The 24,295-nt window shown below is 64.9% G+C and carries 25 protein-coding genes; 22 read left to right on the top strand and 3 right to left on the bottom strand.

Features of this window, described 5'->3' with window-relative positions:
* Nucleotides 1-10: 10 nt before the first annotated feature.
* Nucleotides 11-1,582 carry a DHA2 family efflux MFS transporter permease subunit gene (locus tag WAO18_RS01575; RefSeq protein WP_422203308.1) on the bottom strand — a complete coding sequence of 524 codons (1,572 nt, stop codon included), beginning with the start codon at nt 1,580-1,582 and terminating at the stop codon, nt 11-13.
* Nucleotides 1,583-1,660: 78 nt separating this feature from the next.
* Here WAO18_RS01575 and WAO18_RS01570 point away from each other — a divergent pair, with 78 nt between their 5' ends.
* Complete coding sequence (locus WAO18_RS01570; protein WP_422203306.1) at nt 1,661-2,335, top strand: winged helix-turn-helix transcriptional regulator; 675 nt, start codon at nt 1,661-1,663, stop codon at nt 2,333-2,335.
* Between the two features lie 3 nt (nt 2,336-2,338).
* Here the strand turns inward: WAO18_RS01570 and msrA are convergent, their stop codons facing one another.
* Nucleotides 2,339-2,857: a peptide-methionine (S)-S-oxide reductase MsrA gene (msrA, locus tag WAO18_RS01565; RefSeq protein ID WP_422203305.1), complete on the bottom strand. Its 519-nt coding sequence runs from the start codon at nt 2,855-2,857 to the stop codon at nt 2,339-2,341.
* 57 nt (nt 2,858-2,914) lie between these two features.
* On the opposite strand from msrA, the gene WAO18_RS01560 reads away from it, so the two are divergent.
* The 11 genes from WAO18_RS01560 (at nt 2,915) to WAO18_RS01510 (ending at nt 14,794) form a co-directional block, all read left to right on the top strand.
* The gene (locus WAO18_RS01560; protein ID WP_422203303.1) at nt 2,915-3,418 is read left to right on the top strand and encodes a nuclear transport factor 2 family protein; all 504 of its coding nucleotides are present in this window, start codon (nt 2,915-2,917) and stop codon (nt 3,416-3,418) included.
* A complete protein-coding gene (locus WAO18_RS01555; protein WP_422203301.1) occupies nt 3,415-4,446 on the top strand; it encodes an NAD-dependent epimerase/dehydratase family protein in 1,032 nt (343 codons plus the stop codon). Before WAO18_RS01560 ends, WAO18_RS01555 begins: the two co-directional genes overlap by 4 nt.
* A 160-nt stretch (nt 4,447-4,606) precedes the next feature.
* Entirely contained in the window at nt 4,607-5,410 is an 804-nt protein-coding gene (locus tag WAO18_RS01550; RefSeq protein WP_422203299.1) for an MlaE family ABC transporter permease, read from the top strand.
* A gap of 1 nt (nt 5,411) precedes the next feature.
* Nucleotides 5,412-6,281, top strand: coding sequence for an ABC transporter permease (locus tag WAO18_RS01545; protein ID WP_422203297.1), 870 nt, complete (start codon nt 5,412-5,414; stop codon nt 6,279-6,281).
* A 6-nt stretch (nt 6,282-6,287) separates the two neighbouring features.
* Nucleotides 6,288-7,505, top strand: a complete 1,218-nt coding sequence (locus WAO18_RS01540; protein WP_422203295.1) for an MCE family protein — start codon at nt 6,288-6,290, stop codon at nt 7,503-7,505.
* Nucleotides 7,502-8,542 carry a virulence factor Mce family protein gene (locus tag WAO18_RS01535; RefSeq protein WP_422203293.1) on the top strand — a complete coding sequence of 347 codons (1,041 nt, stop codon included), beginning with the start codon at nt 7,502-7,504 and terminating at the stop codon, nt 8,540-8,542. Before WAO18_RS01540 ends, WAO18_RS01535 begins: the two co-directional genes overlap by 4 nt.
* A complete protein-coding gene (locus WAO18_RS01530) occupies nt 8,539-10,086 on the top strand; it encodes an MCE family protein (protein ID WP_422203291.1) in 1,548 nt (515 codons plus the stop codon). The genes WAO18_RS01535 and WAO18_RS01530 overlap by 4 nt, the downstream gene beginning before the upstream one ends.
* Entirely contained in the window at nt 10,086-11,651 is a 1,566-nt protein-coding gene (locus WAO18_RS01525) for a virulence factor Mce family protein (protein ID WP_422203289.1), read from the top strand. Before WAO18_RS01530 ends, WAO18_RS01525 begins: the two co-directional genes overlap by 1 nt.
* The gene (locus WAO18_RS01520) at nt 11,648-12,790 is read left to right on the top strand and encodes a virulence factor Mce family protein (protein ID WP_422203287.1); all 1,143 of its coding nucleotides are present in this window, start codon (nt 11,648-11,650) and stop codon (nt 12,788-12,790) included. The genes WAO18_RS01525 and WAO18_RS01520 overlap by 4 nt, the downstream gene beginning before the upstream one ends.
* A 3-nt stretch (nt 12,791-12,793) precedes the next feature.
* Nucleotides 12,794-14,341, top strand: coding sequence for an MCE family protein (locus tag WAO18_RS01515; protein ID WP_422203286.1), 1,548 nt, complete (start codon nt 12,794-12,796; stop codon nt 14,339-14,341).
* A gap of 75 nt (nt 14,342-14,416) precedes the next feature.
* A complete protein-coding gene (locus WAO18_RS01510; protein ID WP_422203284.1) occupies nt 14,417-14,794 on the top strand; it encodes a DUF427 domain-containing protein in 378 nt (125 codons plus the stop codon).
* Here the strand turns inward: WAO18_RS01510 and WAO18_RS01505 are convergent.
* Entirely contained in the window at nt 14,791-15,189 is a 399-nt protein-coding gene (locus tag WAO18_RS01505; protein WP_422203282.1) for a nuclear transport factor 2 family protein, read from the bottom strand. The two genes, WAO18_RS01510 and WAO18_RS01505, sit on opposite strands and share 4 nt — an antisense overlap.
* 116 nt (nt 15,190-15,305) lie before the next feature.
* On the opposite strand from WAO18_RS01505, the gene WAO18_RS01500 reads away from it, so the two are divergent.
* From WAO18_RS01500 to WAO18_RS01455, 10 genes are all read left to right on the top strand, one after another.
* Complete coding sequence (locus WAO18_RS01500) at nt 15,306-16,220, top strand: DNA-3-methyladenine glycosylase family protein (RefSeq protein WP_422203323.1); 915 nt, start codon at nt 15,306-15,308, stop codon at nt 16,218-16,220.
* A 75-nt stretch (nt 16,221-16,295) separates the two neighbouring features.
* Nucleotides 16,296-16,844 (top strand): Dps family protein, encoded by a 549-nt coding sequence (locus WAO18_RS01495; protein WP_422203280.1) that lies wholly within the window; start codon nt 16,296-16,298, stop codon nt 16,842-16,844.
* Between the two features lie 86 nt (nt 16,845-16,930).
* Nucleotides 16,931-17,902, top strand: coding sequence for a pirin family protein (locus WAO18_RS01490; protein ID WP_422203278.1), 972 nt, complete (start codon nt 16,931-16,933; stop codon nt 17,900-17,902).
* A 70-nt stretch (nt 17,903-17,972) separates the two neighbouring features.
* Nucleotides 17,973-18,608 (top strand): TetR/AcrR family transcriptional regulator, encoded by a 636-nt coding sequence (locus WAO18_RS01485; RefSeq protein ID WP_422203276.1) that lies wholly within the window; start codon nt 17,973-17,975, stop codon nt 18,606-18,608.
* Nucleotides 18,609-18,673: 65 nt separating this feature from the next.
* Nucleotides 18,674-19,624 (top strand): class I SAM-dependent methyltransferase, encoded by a 951-nt coding sequence (locus tag WAO18_RS01480; RefSeq protein ID WP_422203274.1) that lies wholly within the window; start codon nt 18,674-18,676, stop codon nt 19,622-19,624.
* A gap of 33 nt (nt 19,625-19,657) precedes the next feature.
* The gene (locus tag WAO18_RS01475; protein WP_422203272.1) at nt 19,658-20,596 is read left to right on the top strand and encodes a class I SAM-dependent methyltransferase; all 939 of its coding nucleotides are present in this window, start codon (nt 19,658-19,660) and stop codon (nt 20,594-20,596) included.
* Nucleotides 20,593-21,522: an SAM-dependent methyltransferase gene (locus WAO18_RS01470; protein WP_422203271.1), complete on the top strand. Its 930-nt coding sequence runs from the start codon at nt 20,593-20,595 to the stop codon at nt 21,520-21,522. The genes WAO18_RS01475 and WAO18_RS01470 overlap by 4 nt, the downstream gene beginning before the upstream one ends.
* A gap of 90 nt (nt 21,523-21,612) precedes the next feature.
* On the top strand, nt 21,613-23,040 hold the full coding sequence (locus tag WAO18_RS01465) for an aldehyde dehydrogenase family protein (protein ID WP_422203270.1): 1,428 nt from the start codon (nt 21,613-21,615) through the stop codon (nt 23,038-23,040).
* 56 nt (nt 23,041-23,096) lie between these two features.
* Nucleotides 23,097-23,960 carry an SDR family oxidoreductase gene (locus tag WAO18_RS01460; RefSeq protein WP_422203269.1) on the top strand — a complete coding sequence of 288 codons (864 nt, stop codon included), beginning with the start codon at nt 23,097-23,099 and terminating at the stop codon, nt 23,958-23,960.
* A gap of 10 nt (nt 23,961-23,970) precedes the next feature.
* Nucleotides 23,971-24,295 (top strand): alcohol dehydrogenase catalytic domain-containing protein (locus WAO18_RS01455; RefSeq protein WP_422203268.1); only part of this gene is annotated, 325 nt, incomplete at its 3' end.

Below are 24,295 nucleotides of genomic sequence, written 5' to 3'. Positions count from 1 at the left end.
GCAGCCTTTGTCAGATGATCGCCGCCTCGGAACCAACCGGCTCCGGAATTTCGGCCGCCGATCGGCGTCCCCGGGCGGGTAGCAGAACCGCGACGACGACCGCCGCGGTCAGCGCGATGGCCGCGCAGACCAGGGAGCCAATCTGCATGCCACCGAGAAACGCGTGGTTGACGGCATCGCGCACACCGGCGGCCTGCACGGCGGGCAGTTGGCCGATGACCTTGTACGCACCGGCCGTCGAGTGTTCCATCGTGGACCGGACGTCTGCCGGCAGCGCCGAAATAGCCGGTGCGGAGTCGATGCGCCTGGAATAGATCGACGCGAACACGCTGCCGACGATCGCCACGCCGAGGGTGCCGCCCAGCTCGCGTGTCGTGTCGTTGACCGCCGAACCGATCCCCGCCTTATCGACAGAGAGCGAACCCATGATCGCTTCGGTCGCCGGCGCGATGGTCAGGCCGAGGCCGCCGCCAAGCAGCACCATCTGCCCGGCGATCTGCAGGTAGGGCGTGGCTGCATCGGCGGTGGAAGCCCACGCGAGCCCGCCTGCGAATATCGCGAGACCCACCGCAACGACCGCTGTGGTACCGACGCGCTCCGCCATGCGCGGACCGAGCGCACTGGCGACGGCGATCGAGATGGCAACGGGCAGTAGCCGCACGCCTGCCTCGAATGCGCTGTAGCTCTTTATGAATTGGAAGTACTGAGTGATCACGAAGATGAAGCCGAACAGGGTGAGGAAACCCGCGGTCACCGCCAGGCTCCCGCCGGAGAATCGCCGGTTCGCGAACACCGACACGTCGAGCATCGGGTGCGAAGTACGCCGCTCCCAGAGTGCGAAGGCGGTGAGGACAATCGTGGCGATACCAAAACCCGTCACAGTCCGTGCCGTGGCCCATCCCCATTGCGGGGCTTCGATGACCGTGTAAATCAGCGCCGTCACACCGACGCTGGACATGATGAGCCCGGGCATATCGACCCTCGGCGCGGACGGATCACGCGACGTCGGAACGAACAGCATCCCACCCACAATTGCGACCGTGGCGATCGGTACGTTCACCAAAAAGATTGACCCCCATGAAAAGTGCTCAAGCAGCCAGCCGCCGGCCATCGGCCCGACAGCGACGCCCACACCGACCATTGCCGCCCAGACGCCGATCGCTTTGGCCCGCGGCACCGGATCGGTGAAGATGTTCGTGATCAGAGCCAGCGTGGTCGGAAAGATCACCGCGGCGCCAACCCCCATCGCAGCGCGGGCTGCGATCAGGGCTTCCGACGAGTTCGATTGCGCCGCAAGGACGGATGTCATTGCGAACACGGCAAGCCCGCCGCTGAGCCAACCGCGCCGACCGTACCGGTCGCTGAGGCTGCCTACCGACAACAACAGGCCGGCCATCACGAGGGTGTAGGCGTCCACGATCCACTGCAGTTGCGCGGTATCGGCGTTCAGTTCTCTTGACAGGGTCGGCAGAGCGACGTTGACGATGGTGGCGTCGACGCTGATGACGAACACGCTGAGACAGATGGTGGTCAGTGCGGCGATTGGACGATCACGGAATACCGTCAGGCGGATGCGGTGCATAGACAGAACCGTAAACTCGACAGACAAGAAAATCAAGTAATAACTTGATTAACACGTTCAGTGGGATAGAGTGGCCGTGTGGCCGGCCGCAAGAGCTACAACCAGAACTGCCCGATAGCACGCGGGCTGGACGTCCTCGGCGAGCGATGGACGCTGCTGATCCTGCGCGAACTCATCGGGGGCGCGCGACGCTACGGCGATATGCGGGCCGCCCTTCCGGGCATCGCCACGAACCTGCTCGCCGACCGGTTACGTGAGCTCGAAGATGCCGGTCTGATCCGCCGCAGCGAATTACCGCCGCCGGTGGCCCGCACCGTCTACACCCTGAGCGACGAAGGTTGGCGGAAAGTGCCGCCAGTGATCCGGGCCGTCGCCACCTTCGGACTGGAGTTCCTCGAACCGAGCGAAAGCGCGCTGACACCGTTGAACGGATTTCTGGCCGGCATACTGCTCGGCTTCGATCCGACTCAGGTCCCGGATGAGTCCGCGTCGTACAGGGTCGACATAGACGGCCGACGTTTCGGATTCGGGGTGACCACGGATGGGCTGACCGCCGCGGCGGATCCGCCGGCCGTTACCGTCACCGCGACCGCGGCAGATCTGATCACCGCACGTCTTGGGGCCACCGCCGCTGAACGAAAGGCCGCATTGCGGCGGTGCAAGTTCGACGGCAGTGCCGCCGCGATCGACGCGATGCGCGCGACGTTCCGGCTGGCGGCGGATCCCGGGCTGGTACCGGCCGGCCGCGGGTAGGCGTTACGCCTGGGCCGAGGCCCGACGCGGCAACTTCCAGCCCGGCCTGATGAAGTGGCAGGTGTAACCGCTCGGGTAGTTCAGCAGGTAGTCCTGGTGCTCAGGTTCGGCCTGCCAGAAGTCGCCGGCTGGGCTGACCTCGGTCACCACCTTGCCGGGCCACAAGCCGGATGCCTCGACATCGGCGATGGTGTCAAGCGCAATGCGCTTCTGGTCGTCGTCGAGGTAGAAGATCGCCGAGCGATAGCTGGGGCCGATGTCGTTGCCCTGGCGGTTCTTGGTGGTCGGGTCGTGGATCTGGAAGAAGAACTCCAGCATGGCCCGGTAGTCGGTGCGCGCCGGGTCATAGGTGATCTCGATGGCTTCGGCGTGCGTTCCGTGGTTGCGGTACGTGGCGTTGCGGACATTCGGGTCGCCGGTGTAGCCGACCCTGGTCGCGACCACGCCGGGCTGCTTGCGGATCAGGTCCTGCATGCCCCAGAAGCAGCCGCCGGCCAGTATTGCCTTCTTGTAGTCCGTCATCTGCCCGATTATCCACTTGCTCGACAAAGTGCAATAGAACGTGTTCTAGTTTCTTGCGTGAAGCAGGCTTTTACCCGCGACGAGCTCGCCGCCGCATTCGATACGTTCGAGCAGACCGTGGCCCGTGCGGCCGAGACCAAGAACTGGGACCAGTGGGTGCAGCACTACACCCCGGACGTCGACTACATCGAGCACGCGGCCGGCACCATGAAGGGCCGCGATCAGGTACTCGCCTGGATCCGCGAGACGATGACGACTTTTCCAGGCAGCCACATGACGGCATTCCCGTCGCTGTGGTCGGTGATCGACGAGGCAGGCGGCCGGATAATCTGCGAACTCGACAACCCGATGGTCGACCCCGGCGACGGCACGATCATCAGCGCGACGAACATCTCGATCATCACTTACGCGGGCGACGGCCTATGGTGCCGGCAAGAAGACATCTACAACCCGTTGCGCTTTCTCCAGGCGGGCATCAAGTGGTGCAAAAAGGCCGAGGCGCTTGGCACGCTCGACGATGATGCTGCTCGCTGGCTGCAGACGTACGGAGGAATGCAGTGAGCGCACCCAAGCTGGTCATCGGTGCCAATGGTTTCCTGGGCTCGCATGTCACCCGCCAGCTCGTCGCCGCGGGCGCCGATGTGCGCGCCATGGTTCGCCCGGCCGCCAATACCCGCAGCATCGACGACCTGGACGTCACGCGCTTTCACGGTGACGTGTTCGATACGGCCACCGTGCGCGAGGCGATGTCAGGCTGCGGCGAGGTGTACTACTGCGTGGTCGACACCCGCGCCTGGCTGCAAGACCCGTCACCGCTGTTTCACACGAATGTCGAGGGGCTGCGTAGTGTCCTGGATGTCGCTGTCGCAGAACCTATTTCGGCCACGCTGAAGCGATTCGTGTTCACCAGTACGTACGCCACAGTGGGCCGTCGTCACGGCCATGTGGCCACTGAGGACGACCCCATCGACCGCCGCAACCTCACGCCATACGTGGACTCGCGGGTCCAGGCCGAAGACCTGGTGCTGCAGTACGCGGCCGAAGCCGGGTTGCCCGCGGTCGCCATGTGCGTCTCGACGACCTACGGCAGTGGCGACTGGGGCCGCACACCGCACGGCGCATTCATCGCCGGCGCGGTGTTCGGGAAATTGCCGTTCTCGATGAACGGCATTCAGTTGGAAGTCGTCGGCGTCGACGACGCCGCGCGGGCGATGCTGTTGGCGGCCGAGCGGGGCCGCACGGGTGAACGCTATTTGATTTCCGAGCGGATGATCGCGATGAAAGAGGTGGTCGAGATCGCGGCCGACGAGGCGGGGGTGCCGCCGCCCCGGCGATCCATCTCTGTGCCGGTGCTCTACGGTTTGGCTGCGATGGGGAGCTTGCGGGCCCGGTTGACGGGCAAGGACGCCGAGCTCAGCATGGCGTCGGTGCGGATGATGCGCGCCGAAGCCCCTGTCGACCACAGCAAGGCCAGCCGCGAATTGGGTTGGCAGCCAAGGCCGGTCGAAGAGTCAATTCGGGAGGCCGCGCGGTTCTGGGCCGACATGAAGAATGCCAGACGAAACAGTAAGGCTGCGCCATCCGAGTAAATCGGAATCGCGCTTAACTTCTGACGCCCGCCTCCCCGCGTGTCTCAGGTAACTGAAGTGATTTTTGTTACATAGTGTGACGCATGGTGGATGTGTGGCGGCACCGCGCTGAAGCACGTCACCCGCTCGATCGCTTTCGCGTTTGGGCGGTGGAGTCACGGTGACCGCTACGGCCCCGGTCGGGCTCGTCGGCTATGTGCGTGACCAACTCACGCCGATCTTGGCGACGGTCGGTGGATTCGCCCGGATGTGTGTGCTGGCCGGAAAAGCATTGTTCCGCCGGCCTTTTCACTGGAACGAGTTCATCGTTCAAACCTGGTTCATCACTCGAGTGGCGTTGCTGCCCACCGTCGCGGTCTCGATACCGCTGACCGTGCTGATCGTCTTCACGCTCAACACGTTGCTCGCCGCCTTCGGCGCCGCCGACATCTCAGGTGCGGGCGCCGCCCTGGGGGCCGTGACCCAGCTGGGCCCGCTGACCACCGTGCTGGTGGTGGCCGGTGCCGGCTCGACGGCCATCTGTGCCGACCTGGGTGCGCGCACCATTCGTGAAGAGATCGATGCGATGGAGGTCCTCGGCATCGATCCCATCCACCGGTTGGTGGTACCGCGCGTGGTGGCTGCGACGGTCGTCGCAACGCTGCTCAACGGAACCGTCATCACCATCGGCTTGGTCGGCGGATTCCTGTTCGGCGTCAAGCTCCAAAATGTCTCGGGCGGGGCCTATCTCGCCACCCTGACGCTGGTCACCGGCTTACCTGAAGTGCTCATCGCGACGATCAAGGCCGCGATCTTCGGGATGATCGCGGGGCTCGTCGGTTGCTATCGCGGGCTGACCACCAAGGGCGGCCCCAAAGGTGTCGGCATCGCGGTCAACGAGACCCTGGTGCTGTGCGTGATCGCGCTGTTCGCGGTCAACGTGGTGCTGACCACGATCGGCGTGCGATTCGGGACGGGTCGCTGACGTGTCGACCGCGGCGGTGCTTCGCGCGCGTTACCCCCGCGCAGTAGGCGGCATCAACCACTACGCCGGCGGGGCCATCCGCGGACTCAACAGGGCCGGACACCTGACCCGGTTCTCCATCATCGGCGCCTGGTCGATCGGATGGGCGTTGCGGCGCTACCGCAGGGAGACATTGCGGCTGATCGCCCAGATCGGCATGGGCACCGGAGCGATGGCCGTCGTAGGCGGCACCGCGGCGATCGTGGGTTTCGTGACGCTGTCCGGCGGCTCGCTGATCGCCATTCAAGGTTTCGCGTCGCTGGGCAACATCGGGGTCGAGGCGTTCACCGGGTTCTTCGCCGCGCTGGCCAACGTGCGCGTCGTCACCGCGGTCGTCACCGGTGTCGCGCTGGCGGCCACAGTCGGAGCGGGCGCGACTGCGGAGTTGGGTGCGATGCGAATCAGCGAGGAGATCGACGCGCTCGAGGTGATGGGCATCAAGTCGGTGGCGTTCCTGGTGTCGACCCGGCTGATGGCGGGGCTGGTGGTGGTCGTCCCGCTCTATGCGATGGCGCTCGTCATGTCGTTCCTGTCGGGGCGAGTCGTCACCACGCTGTTCTACGGGCAGTCAGTGGGCACCTACGAGCATTACTTCCGGACCTTCCTGCGCACCGAGGACGTGTTCTGGTCGGGTGGGGAAGTCATCGTCATGGCGGTGATCGTGATGATCACCCACTGCTATTACGGCTACAACGCCAGCGGCGGTCCGGTAGGTGTGGGCGAGGCGGTCGGCCGGTCGATGCGTTTTTCGCTGGTGTCGACCGTGATCGTCGTCCTGCTGACCTCGCTTGCGCTCTACGGCGTCGACCCGAACTTCAACCTCACGGTCTGACCGGCAATGGCGACGGCAACGAAGGAGCGAAGGACGCGGACCTGGCCCGACACCGCTGCCGGTGTCGGATTGCTCCTGGCATGCACGCTGCTATTTGCGTTGATATACGGGCAGTTTCGCGGTGACTTCACGCCGAAGACCAAGCTCACGATGCTGGCCGCGCGCGCTGGGCTGGTGATGGATCAGGGGTCCAAGGTCACCTACAACGGCGTGAGTATCGGACGGGTCGCCGGCATCTCCGAGGTCGAGCACCGCGGTCAGCCGGCCGCTCGATTCATCCTCGATGTCGACCCGCAATACGTCGACCTCATCCCGCTCAACGTGATCGCCAAAATCCAGGCCACCACGGTGTTCGGCAACAAATACGTATCGCTCACATCGCCTAAAGAGCCAGCACCGCAACGGATTACATCGTCCTCAGTGATCGACGCGACGTCGGTCACGACGGAGTTCAACACCGTCTTCCAGACGCTGGTGGAGCTTGCCGACAATGTCGATCCGGTGAAGGTCAATCTCACGCTTGGCGCCGCGGCGCAGGCGCTGACGGGATTGGGCGAGAAGTTCGGGAAGTCGATCGTCAACGGCAACAAGATCCTCGGCGACCTGAATCCGCGCATGCCGAAGATTCGCCACGACATTCAGCAACTCGCGGCGCTCGGCGATGTCTACGCCAAGGCTGCGCCGGATCTTTTTGACGCACTTGAGAATGCCGTGACCACAGCGCACACGCTCAATCATCGTCAGGCCGAACTCGATGCGGCGCTGCTGGCCGCGATCGGCTTCGCCAACACCGGAAACGACATCTTCACCCGCAGCAAGCCTTATCTGGAACGTCTTACGGCCGACCTGTTTCCGAGTGTCCATTTGCTCGATACCTACAGCCCGCAGGCGTTCTGCACCATTCGCAACTTCGCAGACGTCGCACCGAAAGTCGCCGCGCTGGAGAGCGGCAATCACTATGCGGCCCAACTCGGGGTGGCAATCGCCGGCTCGGAGAACCCGTATGTGTATCCAGACAATCTGCCCCGGATCAACGGTCACGGAGGACCGGGCGGCAAAGCGGGCTGCTGGTCGCCGATCACCCGTGACCTGTGGCCGGCGCCGTACCTGGTGATGGACTCCGGCAACAGCATTGCGCCCTATAACCACTTCGAGTTGGGTCAGCCGCTGGCCAACGAGTACGTGTGGGGGCGACAGTACGGGGAGAACACGATCAACCCATGAGAATCACCGGTACAGTCGCGCGGCTCGCTGCGGTCGTCTCCGTGCAGCTGTTGTTCACCGCAGTCATCGTGGTGGTTTTCGGCCAGGTGCGCTTCGACCGCACCAACAGCTATTCCGCGGAGTTCAGCAACGCCAGCGGCTTGCGCGCCGGTCAGTTCGTCCGGGCCTCGGGCGTCGAAGTGGGCAAGGTCAAAAAGGTCGAATTGGTCGAGGGCGACAAGCGGATACGGGTTGACTTCGCCGTCGATCGCTCGGTGCAGCTGTACCAGTCGACGACCGCGCAAATCCGTTACCAGGATCTGATCGGCAATCGGTACCTGGAAATCAGTCGGGGGACCGGAGAAAACGCGGAAACCACGTTGCCACCAGGCGGATTCATCCCGCTGGCGCGAACCCAGCCCGCGCTCGACCTGGACGCCCTGATCGGCGGTTTCAAGCCGCTGTTTCGGGCGCTGGATCCGCAGAAGGTCAACACCATCGCATCGTCGATCATCACCGTCTTCCAGGGCGAAGGCGGCACCATCAACGACATCCTCGACCAGACGGCGCAGCTGACCGACCGCCTGGCCGAAAGCGATCAGGCGATCGGGGCCGTGATCCACAACCTGAACACGGTGCTGGACACCACCGTCAAGCACCGCGACCAATTCGACTCCACCATCGACAAATTCGAGGTGCTCATCACCGGGCTGAAGGACCGGGCCACCCCGCTTGCGGACGGTACCGCGCGCATCAGCAACGCGGCGGGAACAATAGCCGACCTGCTGGCCGACAACCGGGCCCTGATACACGAGACGGTGAATCGCTTGGAAACCATCGCCGAGCCGCTCGTCGAGCAGCGCGACCGGGTCGGGGACCTGGTCGGGAAAGTGCCCGCTGCGTTCAACATCATCGGCCGCGCCAGCGGGATCTACGGCGACTTCTTCAACTTCTATCTCTGCGACCTTTCACTCAAGGTCAACGGACTTCAACCGGGTGGTCCGGTCCGCTCGGTGAAACTTTTTCAACAGCCATCGGGCAGGTGCACGCTGAAATGAGAACGCTTCAGCCTGCCAATCGAGTGCGCGTCGGGGCGCTTGCGATTGCGCTGGTGGTCCTCATTGTCGGTGTGGGACAGAGCTTCAGCAGCCTCCCAATGTTGTTCGCGACCGCGAGCTATTATGCGCAATTCAGCGACTCGGGCGGAATGAGCAAGGGTGACAAAGTCCGCATCGTGGGTATGGATGTCGGTACGGTGCAAGCTCTCTCGATCGACGGCGATCACGTCGTGATGGAGTTCACCGCCGGGACGCACACCATCGGCACCGAGAGCCGGGTGGCGATCCGGACCGACACCCTGCTGGGCAAGAAGGTGCTGGAGATAGAGCCACGCGGCGCTAAACCGATGAAACCGAACGACGTCCTGCCGATCGGTCAGAGCACTACTCCCTACCAGGTGTACGACGCGTTCTTCGATGTCACCAAGGGGGCTGCCGGCTGGAACATCGACACCGTCAAACAATCACTGAATGTTCTGTCGCACACCATCAATCAGACCTATCCGCACTTGAGCGCGGCGCTCGACGGCGTGTCCAAGTTCTCCGACATCATCGGCAAACGCGACGACGAGCTCAAGCACCTGCTCACCGAGGCCAGGAAAGTTGCCAGCGTGCTCGGTGATCGCAGCAAGCAGATCAACGCGCTGCTACGGAACACCCAGTCGTTGCTGGCCACATTCAACGAACGTGGCAAAGCCATTGCGGCGCTGCTGGCCAACGTATCGGCATTTTCCACGCAGGTGCAGGGCTTGATCCACGACAACCCGAACCTCCATCATCTGCTCGAGCAGCTGCGCACCGTCACCGATGTCCTGGTTGAGCACAAGAACGACCTTGTCTCCGTGCTGCATACGCTGCGCAGCTACACCGCGGCGCTGAGCGAGGCGGTCGGGTCGGGCCCGTACTTCAAGGTGATGATCGGCAATTTGCTGCCCTACCAGATCCTGCAGCCATGGGTCGATGCGGCGTTCAAGAAGCGCGGTATCGATCCGGAGAACTTCTGGCGCAGTGCGGGATTGCCCGCTTTCCGGTGGCCCGACCCGAACGGCACACGCCTCCCCAACGGCGCTCCGCCGCCGGCGCCGACTGTGCTCGAAGGAACCCCGGACCACCCAGGGCCGGCCGTGGCGCCGGGATCGCCGTGCTCCTATGCGCCGTCGCCGGAGATGTCACCGCGGCCGGGCAACCCGCTGCCGTGCGCCCACCTCGATCAAGGGCAGGGTCCGTTCGGGCCCAACGGGCCGTATCCGGTTCTGCCCGACGTGCTTTCACTGCCGCCGAATCCTCATGGGCTGCCACCGACACCCGGGATTCCCGATGCCGGGCTGCCCGGAGAGCTGCCGCCGAACGTGCCGGGTACACCGGTGCAGTTGCCGCCGAACGCGCCGCCGGGGGCGCGGCGGGATAGCTTGCTTCCGCCAGGGCCTGCTGCGCCCTCGACCTTGGCACCCGGTTTGCCGCCCGGACCACCCGCACCTGCGGGCCCGGGGCCGCAGCTTCCGGCGCCATTCATAACGCCCGGCGGGGACGGGGGTAGCAGGTAATGAGCACGATCTTCGACATCCGAAAGCTACGACTGCCGCCGCTGTCCAAAGCCGCGGTGATTGTCGGATCGCTGGTCGTCACGGTGGGTCTCATCGCCGCGCTGGTGGGCTGGCAGCTCTATGAAAAGCTGACCAACAACACCGTGATCGCCTACTTCCCGGCGGCCAACGCCCTCTACGCCGGGGACAAGGTCCAGATCATGGGCATCCGGATCGGTGCGATCGACAAGATCGAACCCACCGGCGACCGGACGAAGGTGACCTTCCATTACCAGAACAAATACAAGGTGCCGGCCAATGCGTCCGCGGTCGTGCTCAACCCGACCCTGGTCGCCTCCCGCAGCATCCAGTTGGAGCCGCCGTACAAGGGTGGGCCGCAGTTAGCCGACAACGCCGTGATCCCGATCGAACGCACGCAGGTTCCGGTGGAATGGGATGAACTGCGCAACAGCGTCACTCACATCATCGACAAACTCGGACCGAGCAAGGATCAGCCCAAGGGCCCCTTCGGTGACGTGATCGAGTCCTTCGCCGACGGGCTGGCCGGCAAGGGGCAGCAGATCAACGCCACGCTGAACAGTCTGTCGAATGCGCTGAGCACCCTGGACGAGGGCCGTGGTGACTTCTTCTCGGTGCTGCGCAGTTTGGCGATGTTCGTCAACGCGCTCCATCAGGACGATCAGCAGTTCGTGGCACTGAATACCGATCTGGCGATGTTGACCGACAACCTCACCAGCTCGGATCAATCCGCCACCAACGCAATTGAGCAAACTGACAGCCTGCTGTCCACCGCACAGAAATTCCTGACCGAGAACCGCGACGCCCTGACCCACGATGTCAACAACCTTGGTGATGTGACGACCGCGATCATGCAGCCCACCCCGCGCGACGGTTTAGAAACCGCGCTGCACATCCTGCCGAACATGGCCGCCAACGTACAGGCTATTTACGAACCAGCCCACGGGAGTCTGAGCGGCGTGGCCGCCTTCAACAACTTTGCCAACCCAATGCAGTTCATTTGCAGCGCCATTCAAGCCGGCAGCCGGCTGGGTTATCAGGACTCGGCGGAGCTTTGCGCGCAATACCTGGCACCCGTCATGGATGCGATCAAGTTCAACTATTTCCCATACGGGATCAATCTGTTCAGCAGCGCGGACACGTTGCCGAAGAACATCGCGTACTCTGAGCCGCGTCTTCAGCCGCCACCCGGCTTCAAAGACACGACTGTGCCCGGTATCTTCTCACCGGATACCCAGTGGTCCCATCGGAATTCGGAGCCCGGCTGGATTGTCGCTCCCGGAATGCAGGGAGTGCAGGTCCAGCCGGCCACGGCGAACCTCCTGACGCCGGCGTCGTTGGCCGAGTTGATGGGTGGGCCCGACATCCCGCCGCCACCACCGGCGCGGACCATGACCGGGCCGCCCAATGCGTACGACGAGAACAACCCGCTGCCTCCGCCGTGGTACCCGCAGCCGTTGCCGTCGCCGACGGCGCCACCACCACCACCACCTGATCTTCCGCTCGGCGCAGCCGAGGCGCCGATACCTCCGGGGACCCCCCGATGAGCGCGATGCGGTCGATGCGGCGCAAGGCGCTGCAGGCGGTGGCGCTGCTGACGCTCACGGTCGTGCTGACCTCATGCGGGAACTGGCGCGGTATCGCCAATGTTCCGCTGCCCGGTGGGCCCGGTAGCGGTCCGGGCTCCTACAAAATCTTTGTTCAGATGCCAAACACGATGGCGCTGAACGGAAATAGCCGAGTCCTGGTGGCCGATGTCTTCGTCGGCACGGTCCGTTCGATCGACCTGAAGAACTGGGTCGCCACACTGACAGTGGATTTGGACAAGGGCGTCAAGCTTCCGAAGAACGCGACCGCGAAGATCGGCCAGACCAGCCTGTTGGGTTCACAGCACATCGAATTAGCCGCACCGCCGGATCCGTCGCCACAGCCGCTGAAGGCCGGCGACATCATCCAGCTGAACAATTCGTCGGCATTTCCGTCCACCGAGCAGACGCTCGCCAGCCTTGCGATGGTGTTGCGTGGCGGCGGTATTCCGAATCTCGAGGTCGTCCAGGACGAGGTCTACAAGATCCTGGCCGGCCGCGCTCAGCAGATCCGGGATTTCCTGGGAAAGCTGGACACGTTCGCGCGCGAATTGAACGCGCAACGCGACGACATCCGCCACGCGATCGACTCCACCGACCGACTGCTGTCCTACGCGGGCAACCGCACCGACACCTTGGACCGAGTACTCACCGAATTCCCGCCATTGGTGGATCATTTCGCGCAGCAACGCGACCTGTTCGCCAACACCGTCGAAGCGGTGGGGCGGATCAGCAACGTCACCGGCCAGACCCTGTCGAACGCGCGCGGCGATCTTCACAAGGACTTACAAGAGCTGCAGCCGACACTCAAGCAACTCGGCCGTGCCGCACCATATTTGGTTGATGCGCTGATGCTGCTGCTGTCGCCGCCGTTCGCCGTCGACAGCGTGCCGAAGATCGTTCGCGGGGACTACATCAACGTTTCCGGAGCGCTCGATTTGACGCTGAGCACCGTCGACAACGCGATCTTCACCGGAACCGGGTTCTCCGGAGCATTGCGTGCCCTCGAGCAGTCCTGGGGCCGCGACCCGTCCACAATGGTTCCGGATGTCCGCTTCACGCCCAACCCGGCCGATGCGCCGGTGGAGCGAGGCGAATAACGGATGCTGACTCGCTTCATACGCACGCAGTTGATTGTGTTCGCCGCCTTGACATTAGCGGCGCTGGTCGCACTGGGCTGGTATTACCTTCGTATCCCGAGCCAACTCGGCGTCGGTCAGTATCAGCTGGTCGTGGAGCTGCCCGCGTCGGGCGGGCTGTATCGCACGTCAAACGTCACCTATCGGGGTATCCAGATCGGCCGGGTCACCAAGGTCCAACCGACCGCACACGGTGTCAGGGCGACGCTGAGCATCGACAGCGGGTACAAGATCCCGCTCGACGCGTCGGCCAATGTGCACTCGGTATCGGCGATCGGCGAGCAGTACCTGGATCTGGTGTCCACCGGTGACCCGGGGAAGTTCTTCTCGCCCGGGCAGACCATCACCAAAGCCACCGTGCCCAGCGAAATAGGTCCCGCGCTCGACGCGGCCAATCGCGGGCTGTCCGTGCTCCCAAAGAAGAAGATCGCGTCGCTGCTCGACGAAACAGCCGAGGCGGTAGGCGGATTGGGGCCTGCGCTGCAACGACTTGTCGACTCGACGCAGTCCATCGTCGGTGACTTCGAGGCGAACATGTCCGACGTCGAGGACATCATCGCGAACGCGGCACCGATCCTGGACAGTCAGGTCGAATCGGGCGACTCGATCGCGCAGTGGTCGCGCAACCTCAAGGTGCTCACCGCCCAGACGGCGCACACCGACCAGCACGTGCAAAGCATCCTTTCGAAGGCCGCGCCGACGGCCGATCAGGTCAACGACGTCTTCAACGACGTCCGCGAGTCGCTGCCGCAGACGCTGGCGAACCTGGAAGTCGTCGCCGACATGCTCAAGCGCTACAACAAGGGTCTGGAGCAGCTGTTGGTGTTCCTGCCCGAGATCGGCTCGGTTGCACAGACTTTGATCGCGTCCGCTCCGGGGTCGGTGCTGATGAATCTCAACCTGTCGCTGAACAACCCCCCGCCGTGCCTGACCGGCTTCCTGCCGGCCTCGGAGTGGCGCTCACCCGCGGACATCAGCACGGCACCGCTGCCGGAAGGGACGTACTGCAAGATCCCGCAGGACACTCCGGCCAACGTGGTGCGCGGTGCGCGCAACTATCCGTGTGTCGACGTCCCGGGCAAGCGAGCGGCGACCCCACAGGAATGCCGCGACAGCAAGCCGTACGTTCCGCTGGGCACCAACCCTTGGTACGGCGATCCGAACCAGATCCGCAACTGCCCGGCGCCCGGGGCTCGCTGCGACCAACCGGTCGACCCGGGAAAGGTGATCCCGGCACCGACGATCAACAACGGCCTCAACCCGGCACCGGCCGATCGGCTGCCCCCGCCGGCTGCGCCGGTCAACGATCCGCTGCAGCGACCCGGATCGGGCACCGTGCGGTGCAATGGCCAACAGCCCAACCCGTGCACCTACACGCCGGCCGGCCCGGCCGCGATCTATGTGCCGTCCAGCGGCGAAGTGGTCGGGCCCGACGGCGCCAAGTACACCCTCGAGGATTCGCGGCACACCGGGGACTCCGGGTGGAAGGACATGCTGGCACCGGCGGGGTGAATCGTCGGCCTGCGACGGGAATCTTGAGCGCCGGCTGGCGTTGAACCATCTATCCGCACGTGAGGAGACATCATCATGACCAGCCGACCCGTTCTCGAGCCGACCGCCGAGCATCCGATCACGATCAACCCGACGGGAACCCGGGTGGTGGTTCGCGTCAACGGCGAAGTCGTCGCCGACAGCTACCAGGCGTTACAGCTTCAGGAATCCACTTATCCTGCCGTGCAATACATTCCGCTCAAGGATGTAGCGCAGGACCGACTCGTCCACACCGATACCAGCAGCTACTGCCCGTACAAGGGCGAGGCCGGCTACTACAGCGTGACCACCGCCGCGGGGACTGTCGATGACGTGATCTGGACGTACGAACAGCCCTACCCGGCGGTCGCGGCCATCGCCGGCCACGTGGCGTTCTATCCCGACAAGGCTGACATCAGCGTCGAAACCGGTTAGCCGTTCGCCGAGCCGAATACGTGCGAGGTCAGCTGGGTGTCGCTGTATTCGCGCAGCGACGCGATGAGGCCGTCACGGGTTTCGAAGATGAAGACAGCTGGGCTGTTGTAGTGCACGCCGTCGGCGGTGTCCCCGTCGGCTTCGGCCTCGATCACCACGCACTCGCCGTCGTTGAAGCACTGGATGAAGTCCAAGTTCAGCTCGACCAGGCGTCTGCGCCGCTCGACTTCGTCGCGCAGCGTCGCCTTGTCGACCGAACTGCGGGTCAGCAGGCTCCAGTAGGTGAAGTCATCGCTCAGTAGCCCGAAGCATTCGTCGACGTCGCCGCCGTCGGACAAGCACTGCAGAAACATCCACGCCAGCTCGGCCTGCGGATCGTCGAACGGCGTCGTCACATCGCCATCCTGCGCGGAACACAGTTGCCGGTCAATGACGGGCCGGATAAGGATGCGTGTCCGAAGCCGGACTTATGATCGTCGGGATCGAGCAGTTGCGTATCCGGCGGGAGCAGATGGTGAGTAGCGCTCGCACGGTGACGTTCCCCGGTCCGGTCAGCCCGGGGCTCACACTCTTCCCGCTGCGTCGTGGCCCTGGTGATCCGTGTTTCCAGGTCGACGACGACGGCGCGATCTGGCGGACCAGCCGGATGCACAGCGGGCCGACTACAGCCCGCATGGGCCGCGCTGCGGCCAACGCAGTCGATTGCACGGCCTGGGGGAGCGGCGCTGAAGAATTCATCGATGCCCTTCCGGCAATGCTTGGCGCTCAAGACGATTCGTCGGATTTCGCGCCCGTCGACCCGATCGTCGTCGCCGCGCATCAGCGGGTGCCGCATCTGCGACTCGGTCGTACCGATCAGGTGTTGGAGGCGCTGATCCCCGCCGTGCTCGAGCAGCGTGTGCCCGGTGCGGACGCCTTTCGCGCCTGGCGCTTACTGGTCACCAAGTTCGGGACGCCTGCACCGGGACCAGCACCTGCGCGGATGCGGGTGCTGCCGTCCGCCGAAGGGTGGCGGCGCATTCCGTCGTGGGAGTTTCACCGCGCCAATGTCGATCCGGGACGCGCCCGCACCGTCGTCGGTTGCGCGCAGCGGGCGTCGTCGTTGGAGCGGCTGACGTCGTGGCCGGCGGTGAAGGCCCGCGAGGCGCTGATGTCGCTGCCCGGAGTCGGGATCTGGACAGCGGCCGAGGTGGCACAGCGTGCGTTCGGTGATGCCGATGCGCTGTCGGTCGGCGACTACCACATCTCCAAGATGGTCGGTTGGACGTTGCTGGGACGCCCGATCGACGACGACGAGATGGTCGAACTTCTCGAACCGATGCGTCCGCACCGTCACCGGGTGGTCCGGTTGCTGGAAGCCAGCCGACTTGCCTACGAGCCGCGCCGGGGCGCTCGCCTGCCGGTGCAGGACATTCGCGCGCTGTGATCTGGGCTGGGTGTACTTCCCACGGTCATCGGGTATCCGTCGCCCGACGGAGGGGATGACCTCAAGGAGGTAGCCATGACCCAATTCACTGTCCCGGGCTTGACCGATAAACAGGGAGCCAAGATCGCCGATCTGCTGCAGAAGCAGTTGAGCACCTACAACGACCTCCATCTCACGCTGAAGCATGTCCACTGGAATGTGGTCGGCCCCAACTTCATTGGGGTGCACGAAATGATCGACCCGCAGGTTGAGTTGGTCCGCGGTTATGCCGACGAAGTGGCTGAGCGGATCGCGACTCTGGGTGGATCGCCGCAAGGGACGCCGGGCGCGATTCTCAAAGACCGCACCTGGGACGACTACTCGGTGGGCCGTGACACGGTGCAGGCACACCTGGCCGCGGTCGACCTGGTCTACAACGGCGTCATCGAAGACACCCGCAAGGGGATCGCCGAAACCGAGAAGCTGGATCCGGTCACCCAGGACATCCTGATCGGCCACGCTGCCGAGTTGGAGAAGTTCCAGTGGTTCGTCCGCGCACACCTGGAGAACTCCGGCGGCGCGTTAGCTCACGAGGGCACCTCCACCGAGAAGACGGCGGCGAAGTCCGCACGGAGCAAGCGCTGAGTTGATGCGGGCCGGGCCGTGCCGGTCAAGGAATAATCGGACCGCGGTCCGGTTATATCGGGTATCGAAGCACAAGGAGGCTGAAGATGCCCGCGATCATCGCAGACACATTGGCCCTGCCGCGGGTGTCCGCAGCCGGTCCGACCGATACCGAACGCCCCGTCCGCTCGATCACCTCCGGGCCACGTGGCTATGAGGGCGAGGGGTTCCCGGTCGTCCGTGCGTTCGCCGGGGTCAGCAGCGCCGCACTGGATCCGTTCGTCCATATGGACCAGATGGGCGAGGTGGAATACCAGCCGGGCGAACCCAGAGGCACTGACTGGCACCCGCACCGCGGATTCGAGACGGTCACCTACATGATCGACGGCCGGTTCGCCCACCAGGATTCACACGGCGGGGGCGGGCTGATCGCCGACGGCGCGACTCAGTGGATGACGGCCGGAGCTGGAATCCTGCACATCGAAACGCCGCCCGCCGAACTCGTCGAGAGCGGTGGCGTCTTCCACGGCGTCCAGCTCTGGGTGAACCTGCCGAAGAAAGACAAGTTCGCCACCCCTCGATACCAGGCCATCGAAGGCGCCGACGTCGCGCTGCTGTCCTCTGACGATGGCGGCGCGCTGATGCGCGTCATCGCCGGGCAAATCGATGGCCACAGCGGGCCTGGCGTCACGCACACGCCGATCACGATGGCGCACGCGACAATTCAACCGGGTGCACGGCTGAACATCCCGTGGAACCGGGACTACAACGCACTGGTTTACGTCCTCGCCGGCCGCGGCTCGGTCGGCCCGATCGCGCACCCGGTCCAGCAGGGTCAACTGGCGGTCCTGGGTCCCGGCGATCGGATCACGGTCAACGCCGGGCCATCGCAGGACTCACGGGTGCCCGCGATGGAGGTGCTGATCCTCGGCGGCCGGCCGATCCGCGAGCCGGTGTTCCACTACGGCCCGTTCGTGATGAATACCAAGGCCGAAGTGATCCAGGCGGTCGAAGATTTCCAGTCCGGCAAGTTCGGCAGCGTGCCGGCCGATGGACTGATGCCCCACCGCACGGTGTAGCCACTGCTGGCTAACCGGCGGTTCTCCCGACTCGGCGGTCAAGAGTGTGAGCTGTGGCACAATTCATACTGTGGTGCAGCCCGCGAGTCGGGGGCCGGGTCGCCCCCCCGCAGCAAAGGCAGCTGAAACACGTCAGCGCATCTTGCGAGCGGCTCGCGAGGTGTTCAGCGAACGCGGCTACGACGCCGCGACATTTCAGGCGATAGCGATCCGAGCTGACCTGACCCGGCCTGCGATCAATCACTACTTCGCAAACAAGCGCGCCTTGTATTGGCAGGTGCTGGAAGAGACCAACAATGCCGTCGTCGCCGCGAGCGCTCAGCGGGCGCAGGCTGAGACAAGTCTCACGGCTCGGGTGGCCGCGTTCATCGAGGGCTCGATCGAGGCCGAAATCGAAAACCGCACGGCAGCGGCGTTCTTGATCACCGCAACGCTGGAGTCGCAGCGCCACCCCGAACTGAGCCGGCCCGGAACGGATTCGGTCAGCACCACCAGGGCGTTTCTGTCGTGGGCGATCAACGACGGAATCCAGCGAGGCGAGCTGAACGCGGACACCGACGCCTCGGCGCTCACCGAGATGTTGCTCGCAGTGCTGTTGGGTGTGGGTTTTTATGCTGGCTTCATCGGCAGCCGGCACGAGCTCGACCCCATCACCGATCAACTCAAGACGATGTTGGCCCGCAGCCTGGCCCGGCGGCACGGCTAACTGCAGTGATGTAGCGCACAGAACCATATAGATTGCCTAAGTTATTAGGTACGATCGAACGCGCTATGACTGGTCTATCCAACGTGAGCTCCGTTCGTACCGACGGCGACAGCTGGGACATCACCGAAAGCGTGGGCGCCACCGCCTTGAGCGTTGCCGCGGCCCGCGCCGTCGAGACCGGAGCAGCAGATCCGCTGATCCGCGATGAGTTCGCCTACCTATTGGTCTCCACCGCCGGGCAGCCATGGGCGCGGCTGGCCAGCTCGCTGGAGTGGATCGGCGACGACGACCACGGACGCCGCTCTCATCGGCTGGCCATCGACTACCAAGCCGTGCGCACGCACTACTTCGACTCCTACTTCAATGAGGCCGTCGCCGCCGGAATCCGACAGGTGGTGATTCTCGCCGCGGGCCTGGATTCGCGGGCGTTCCGGCTGGATTGGCCCGCCGGCAGCACGGTCTATGAGATCGACCAGCCTCAGGTGGTCGCCTATAAGACATCCACGTTGGAGTCGGCCGGTGCCGCCCCGACCGCCGATCGGCGCACTGTCCAGATCGATCTTCGCGACGATTGGGCCGCCGCGCTGACGGCTGCGGGCTTCGACCCGAGCCAACCGACCGCCTGGCTGGCCGAGGGCCTGCTGCCCTATCTCCCGGCCGAAGCCCAGGACCGGCTGTTCGAGATTCTGACCGGCCTGAGCGCACCCGGCAGTCGCGTGGCCGTCGAGGCGTTCAGCCTGGGCGCGGCCGACAACGAGGCCCGTCGCACCGCGCGGCGTGCCCGCTTCGACCGGATGCGCCAACGCCTCGGCCTCGATATCAACGTCGAAACCCTGACCTACCAGGAAAGCGACCGGACCGACGCCGCGGAATGGCTGACCGACCACGGTTGGCAGGTGACCGCGGTGGGCAACGCCACGGAGATGGCGCGGCTGGGCCGGCCGATACCGCCGGACCTGGTCAACGAGGCCTTCACCACCACTTTGCTGCGCGCCCAACTCGGCGCAACCGATTGATTACCAACCACATTCGCAGGAGGCAGGAGCCGGATGAGCACCTTGCGCAGTCATGACGACACTTGGGACATCGCGACCAGCGTCGGCACCACGGCGGTGATGGTGGCCGCAGCCCGCGCCGCCGAAACCGACAAGCCCGACCCGTTGATCCGCGACCCGTACGCGAAGGTGCTGGTCAACCAGGCCGGTACCGGCGTATGGGAGAAGATGCTGGACGGCTCCTTGCTCGCCAAGGTGGCGTCGATCGACGCCGAGGCGGCGGCGGTCTTCGAGCACATGCGCAGCTATCAAGCGGTGCGCACCCACTTCTTCGACGCCCACTTCGCCGGGGCGGCCGCCGCCGGCATCCGGCAGGTGGTGATCCTGGCCTCCGGCCTGGATTCGCGCGCGTACCGGCTGGAATGGCCGGCCGGCACCACGGTGTACGAGATCGATCAGCCCAAGGTGCTGGAGTACAAGGCGGCGACGCTGGCCGCACACGGCGCCACACCGGCGACCGATCGCCATGAGGTGCCGATCGACCTGCGGCAGGACTGGCCGGCGGCGCTGATCGCGGCGGGCTTCGACCCGAAGGCGCCGACCGCGTGGCTGGCCGAGGGATTGCTGATGTACCTGCCCGCCGAGGCTCAGGACCGGCTGTTCACACAGATCACCGAGTTGAGCGCACCGGGCAGCCGGATTGCCGCCGAAACCGCGGCCAACCACGCCGACGAGCGTCGCCAGGAGATGCGGGACCGCCTCGAGCGGGTGGCCGCCAAACTCGGCATCGAGCGCAGCGTCGACATCCAGGACCTGATCTACCACGACGACGATCGTGCCGACGTCGCCGCCTGGCTCAACGACCACGGCTGGCGGGCCACCGGGCAGAACTCCGGCGACGAGATGCGCCGGCTGAACCGCTGGGTGGACGGCGTGCCGTCCGGCGACGACCGGGATGCCCTCTCGCAGTTCGTGACCGCCGAACGCGCATGAACAGCACGGGTCGCTCCCACGGCGACACCTGGGACATCGCCACCAGCGTGGGTGCGACCGCTGTCATGGTCGCCTCCGCGCGAGCCGTCGAGACGGCCAGCGAGCAGCCGCTGATCCGCGACGAGTTCGCACAGCTGCTGATCGACGGCCCGGAGCTTGCCGATCTGGTCGGCAAGATGAACACCACCTACACGGCCGATCCGCAGCAGGCGGCGATCCGGGCACACATGGTCAACTACCAGGCCGCGCGTACCCACTTCTTCGATGCGTACTTCGCCACCGCGGCGGCGGCAGGCATTCGTCAGCATGTGATCCTGGCCTCCGGGCTGGATTCGCGGGCTTACCGGCTGGATTGGCCGTCCGGCACCACGGTGTACGAGATCGATCAGCCCAAGGTGCTGGAGTACAAATCCACGACGCTGGCCGCCCACGGCGTACAACCGGTGGCGGACCGGCGTGAGGTGGCGGCCGACTTGCGGTTCGACTGGCCGAAAGCATTGCGTGACAACGGATTCGACCCCACGCAGCCCACCGCGTGGCTGGCCGAAGGCCTGCTGATGTTCCTGCCGGGCGAGGCCGAGGCGCGGCTGTTCGCCGACATCGATGCGCTGAGCGCGCCCGGTAGCCGGACCTGCATCGAGGACTTCACCCTCGACGACGCGGCACGCGAGGGCTACGAAAAGCGCCGGATTCGAGCCGAAGAACTGCGCCGACGACTGGGTGATGAGAACGTCTTCGACCCCGGCGACCTCTGGTACACCGAGGACGAACGCTGCGATCCTGCGGCCTGGTTCGACAACCATCAGTGGCGTGTTGAAGCCGTACAGGGCCGTGACTACCTCACTCAGGTCGGTCGGCCGCTGCCGGAGGATCCCAGCATCGCCGCAACGTTCCGGGCCGTCTGGATCTCCGCCGAAAAGCCGTGACGGTACGCGCCGCCATTAGCTGAGGGCACCTGTTGCCCAACCGGCTGGTTGATTAGGATTGGGTTTTCGCCGGTCGAGGAAGGAATCCCCATGACCACCGAAACCACCGAGATCACTGCACCAGCCGCACCCGCGGCCCCGGCCACTGGCTCCGATGTCGCCAAGACGGTTGCGCGGTTGCGCAAGACATTTGCCACCGGCAAAACCCGCAGCATCCAGTGGCGTAAGGAGCAATTGCTAGCGCTCAAGCGGCTGATCATCGAGAACGAAACCAAGATCGCCGACGCCCTGGAGAAGGATCTGGGGCGGTCGCCGTTCGAGGCGTGGCTCGCCGACGTCGCCAGCACCGCCGGCGAGTGCACCTACGCCGCGAAGAACGTGGGCAAGTGGGCGAAGCGGCGTCACCACCGGCTCGAGATGTCGCAGCTGCCTGGCCGCGGCTGGGTGGAGTACGAGCCGTACGGCACCGTGCTGATCATCGGCGCGTGGAACTTCCCGTTTGCTCTGACGCTGGGCCCCGCTGTCGGCGCGATCGCCGCGGGCAACACCGTGCTGCTCAAGCCGTCTGAGGTGGCGCCCGCTTCCTCGGCGCTGATGGCCGAGCTGGTGCCGCGCTACCTCGACAGCGACGCGATCGCCGTCATCGAGGGCGACGGCGCTGTCAGCCAGGAGCTCATCGCGCAGGGCTTCGACCACCTGCTGTTCACCGGCGGCACCGAAATCGGGCGCAAGGTCTACGAGGGCGCGGCGTCGCAGCTGACGCCCGTGACGCTCGAGCTCGGTGGCAAGAGCCCGGTCATTGTGTCGGCAGACGCCGACATCAAGGTCGCCGCAAAGCGGATCGCGTGGACCAAGCTGATCAACTCCGGCCAAATTTGCATCGCGCCCGACTATGTCCTGGCTGAGGCGCCGATCCGCGACCAACTAGTCGACGAGATCCAGAAGGCGATCACCGGGTTCGAGGCGGAGAATGCCACCGGCGGTAAGCGGATCGTCAACGAGCGGCATTTCAACCGGCTCACCGCCGCACTCGCCGCGACCAAGGGCAACGTCGCCATCGGCGGTGGCTCGGACGCATCGAGCATGAGCATTCAGCCCACCGTGGTGGTCGACCCCGCCGCCGACGAGCCGTTGATGACCGACGAGATCTTCGGCCCGATCCTCCCGGTCGTGACCGTTCAAAACCTGGACGAGGCAATCGAATTCGTGAACTCGCGGCCCAAGCCGCTGGCCGCCTACCTGTTCACCAAGGCCAAGGCCGTCCGGGAACGGGTGATCAAGGAGGTGCCGGCGGGCGGCATGGTGGTCAACCACCTGCTGTTCCACTTCGCCACCCACAAACTGCCGTTCGGCGGCGTCGGCCCGTCCGGGCTGGGCGCCTACCACGGCAAGTTCGGCTTCGAGGAGTTCAGCCACCGCAAGTCCGTGCTGACCAAGCCGACCCGACCCGACATCGCCAGCTTCATCTACCCGCCGTATACAGAGAAGGCGTGGAAGTTGGCGCGCCGGTTGTTCTAGCGTTCGGCGCCCCCATTCAATCCGTTGGTCACTGAGGATCGAGAGATAGGAACGTAATGCCCGGAGTGCAGGATCGCGTTGTCGTCGTTACGGGAGCCGGCGGTGGCTTGGGCCGCGAATACGCGCTGACCCTCGCCAAGGAAGGCGCGAGCGTCGTGGTCAATGACCTCGGCGGGTCCCGCGACGGCACCGGCGCCGGACACAACATGGCCGACGACGTCGTCAAGGAGATCAAGGACGCCGGTGGCCGCGCGGTCGCCAACTACGACAGCGTGGCCGAGTCCCAGGGCGCGGAGAACATCATCAAGACCGCACTCGACGAATTCGGCAAGATCGACGGCGTCGTGAGCAACGCCGGCATCCTGCGTGACGGCACCTTCCACAAGATGTCGTTCGAGAACTGGGATTCCGTGCTCAAGGTGCACCTCTACGGCGGCTACAACGTCATCCGTGCGGCCTGGCCGCATTTCCGCGAGCAGAGCTACGGCCGAGTCCTCGTGGCCACCTCGACCAGTGGGCTGTTCGGCAACTTCGGTCAGGCCAACTACGGCGCCGCCAAGCTGGGCCTGGTCGGCTTGATCAACACGCTGGCCCAGGAGGGCGCCAAGTACAACATCAAGGCCAACGCGCTGGCGCCGATCGCGGCCACCCGGATGACCGAGGACATCCTGCCTCCCGAGGTGTTGAAGAACCTCACGCCGGAGTACGTGGCGCCGGTGGTGGCTTACCTGGTCACCGAAGAGGTGCCCGACACCGGCTCGATCTTCATCGTCGGCGGTGGCAAGGTACAGCGCACCGCGCTGTTCCAGAACGAGGGCGTCACCTTCAAAACGCCGCCGTCGGTCGACGACATCGCCTCGCACTGGGGCGTGATCGACGACTTGTCCGCGGCTAAGGCGGCAAACTTCTCGATCCGCTGATCGCGCCAGCATGAAAGCCTGTGTTGTACAGGAGCTTTCAGGCCCAGATGGTCTTGTCTACACCGATGTCCCAGACGTCGCCGGTAACGATGACGTCCTGGTCATCGGTGTGCGGGCCGCCGGGGTCTGCTTTCCCGACCTGCTGCTGAGCAAAGGCGAATACCAGCTCAAGCTGCCGCCGCCGTTCATCCCCGGCATGGAGGCCGCCGGTGTGGTCGAATGGGCGCCCGAGGAATCCGAATTCACGGTGGGAGATCGGGTTTCGGCATTCGGGATACTTGGCGGCTTCGCCGAGCAGGTGCTTGCACCGGCGGCCAACGTGACCCGCAGCCCCG

It is taken from the genome of Mycobacterium sp., assembly GCF_049278535.1.
Taxonomy (GTDB): Bacteria; Actinomycetota; Actinomycetes; order Mycobacteriales; family Mycobacteriaceae; genus Mycobacterium.
The sequence above is the reverse complement of the archived record's forward strand: the minus strand, read 5'-3'. Positions and strand labels throughout refer to the sequence as shown.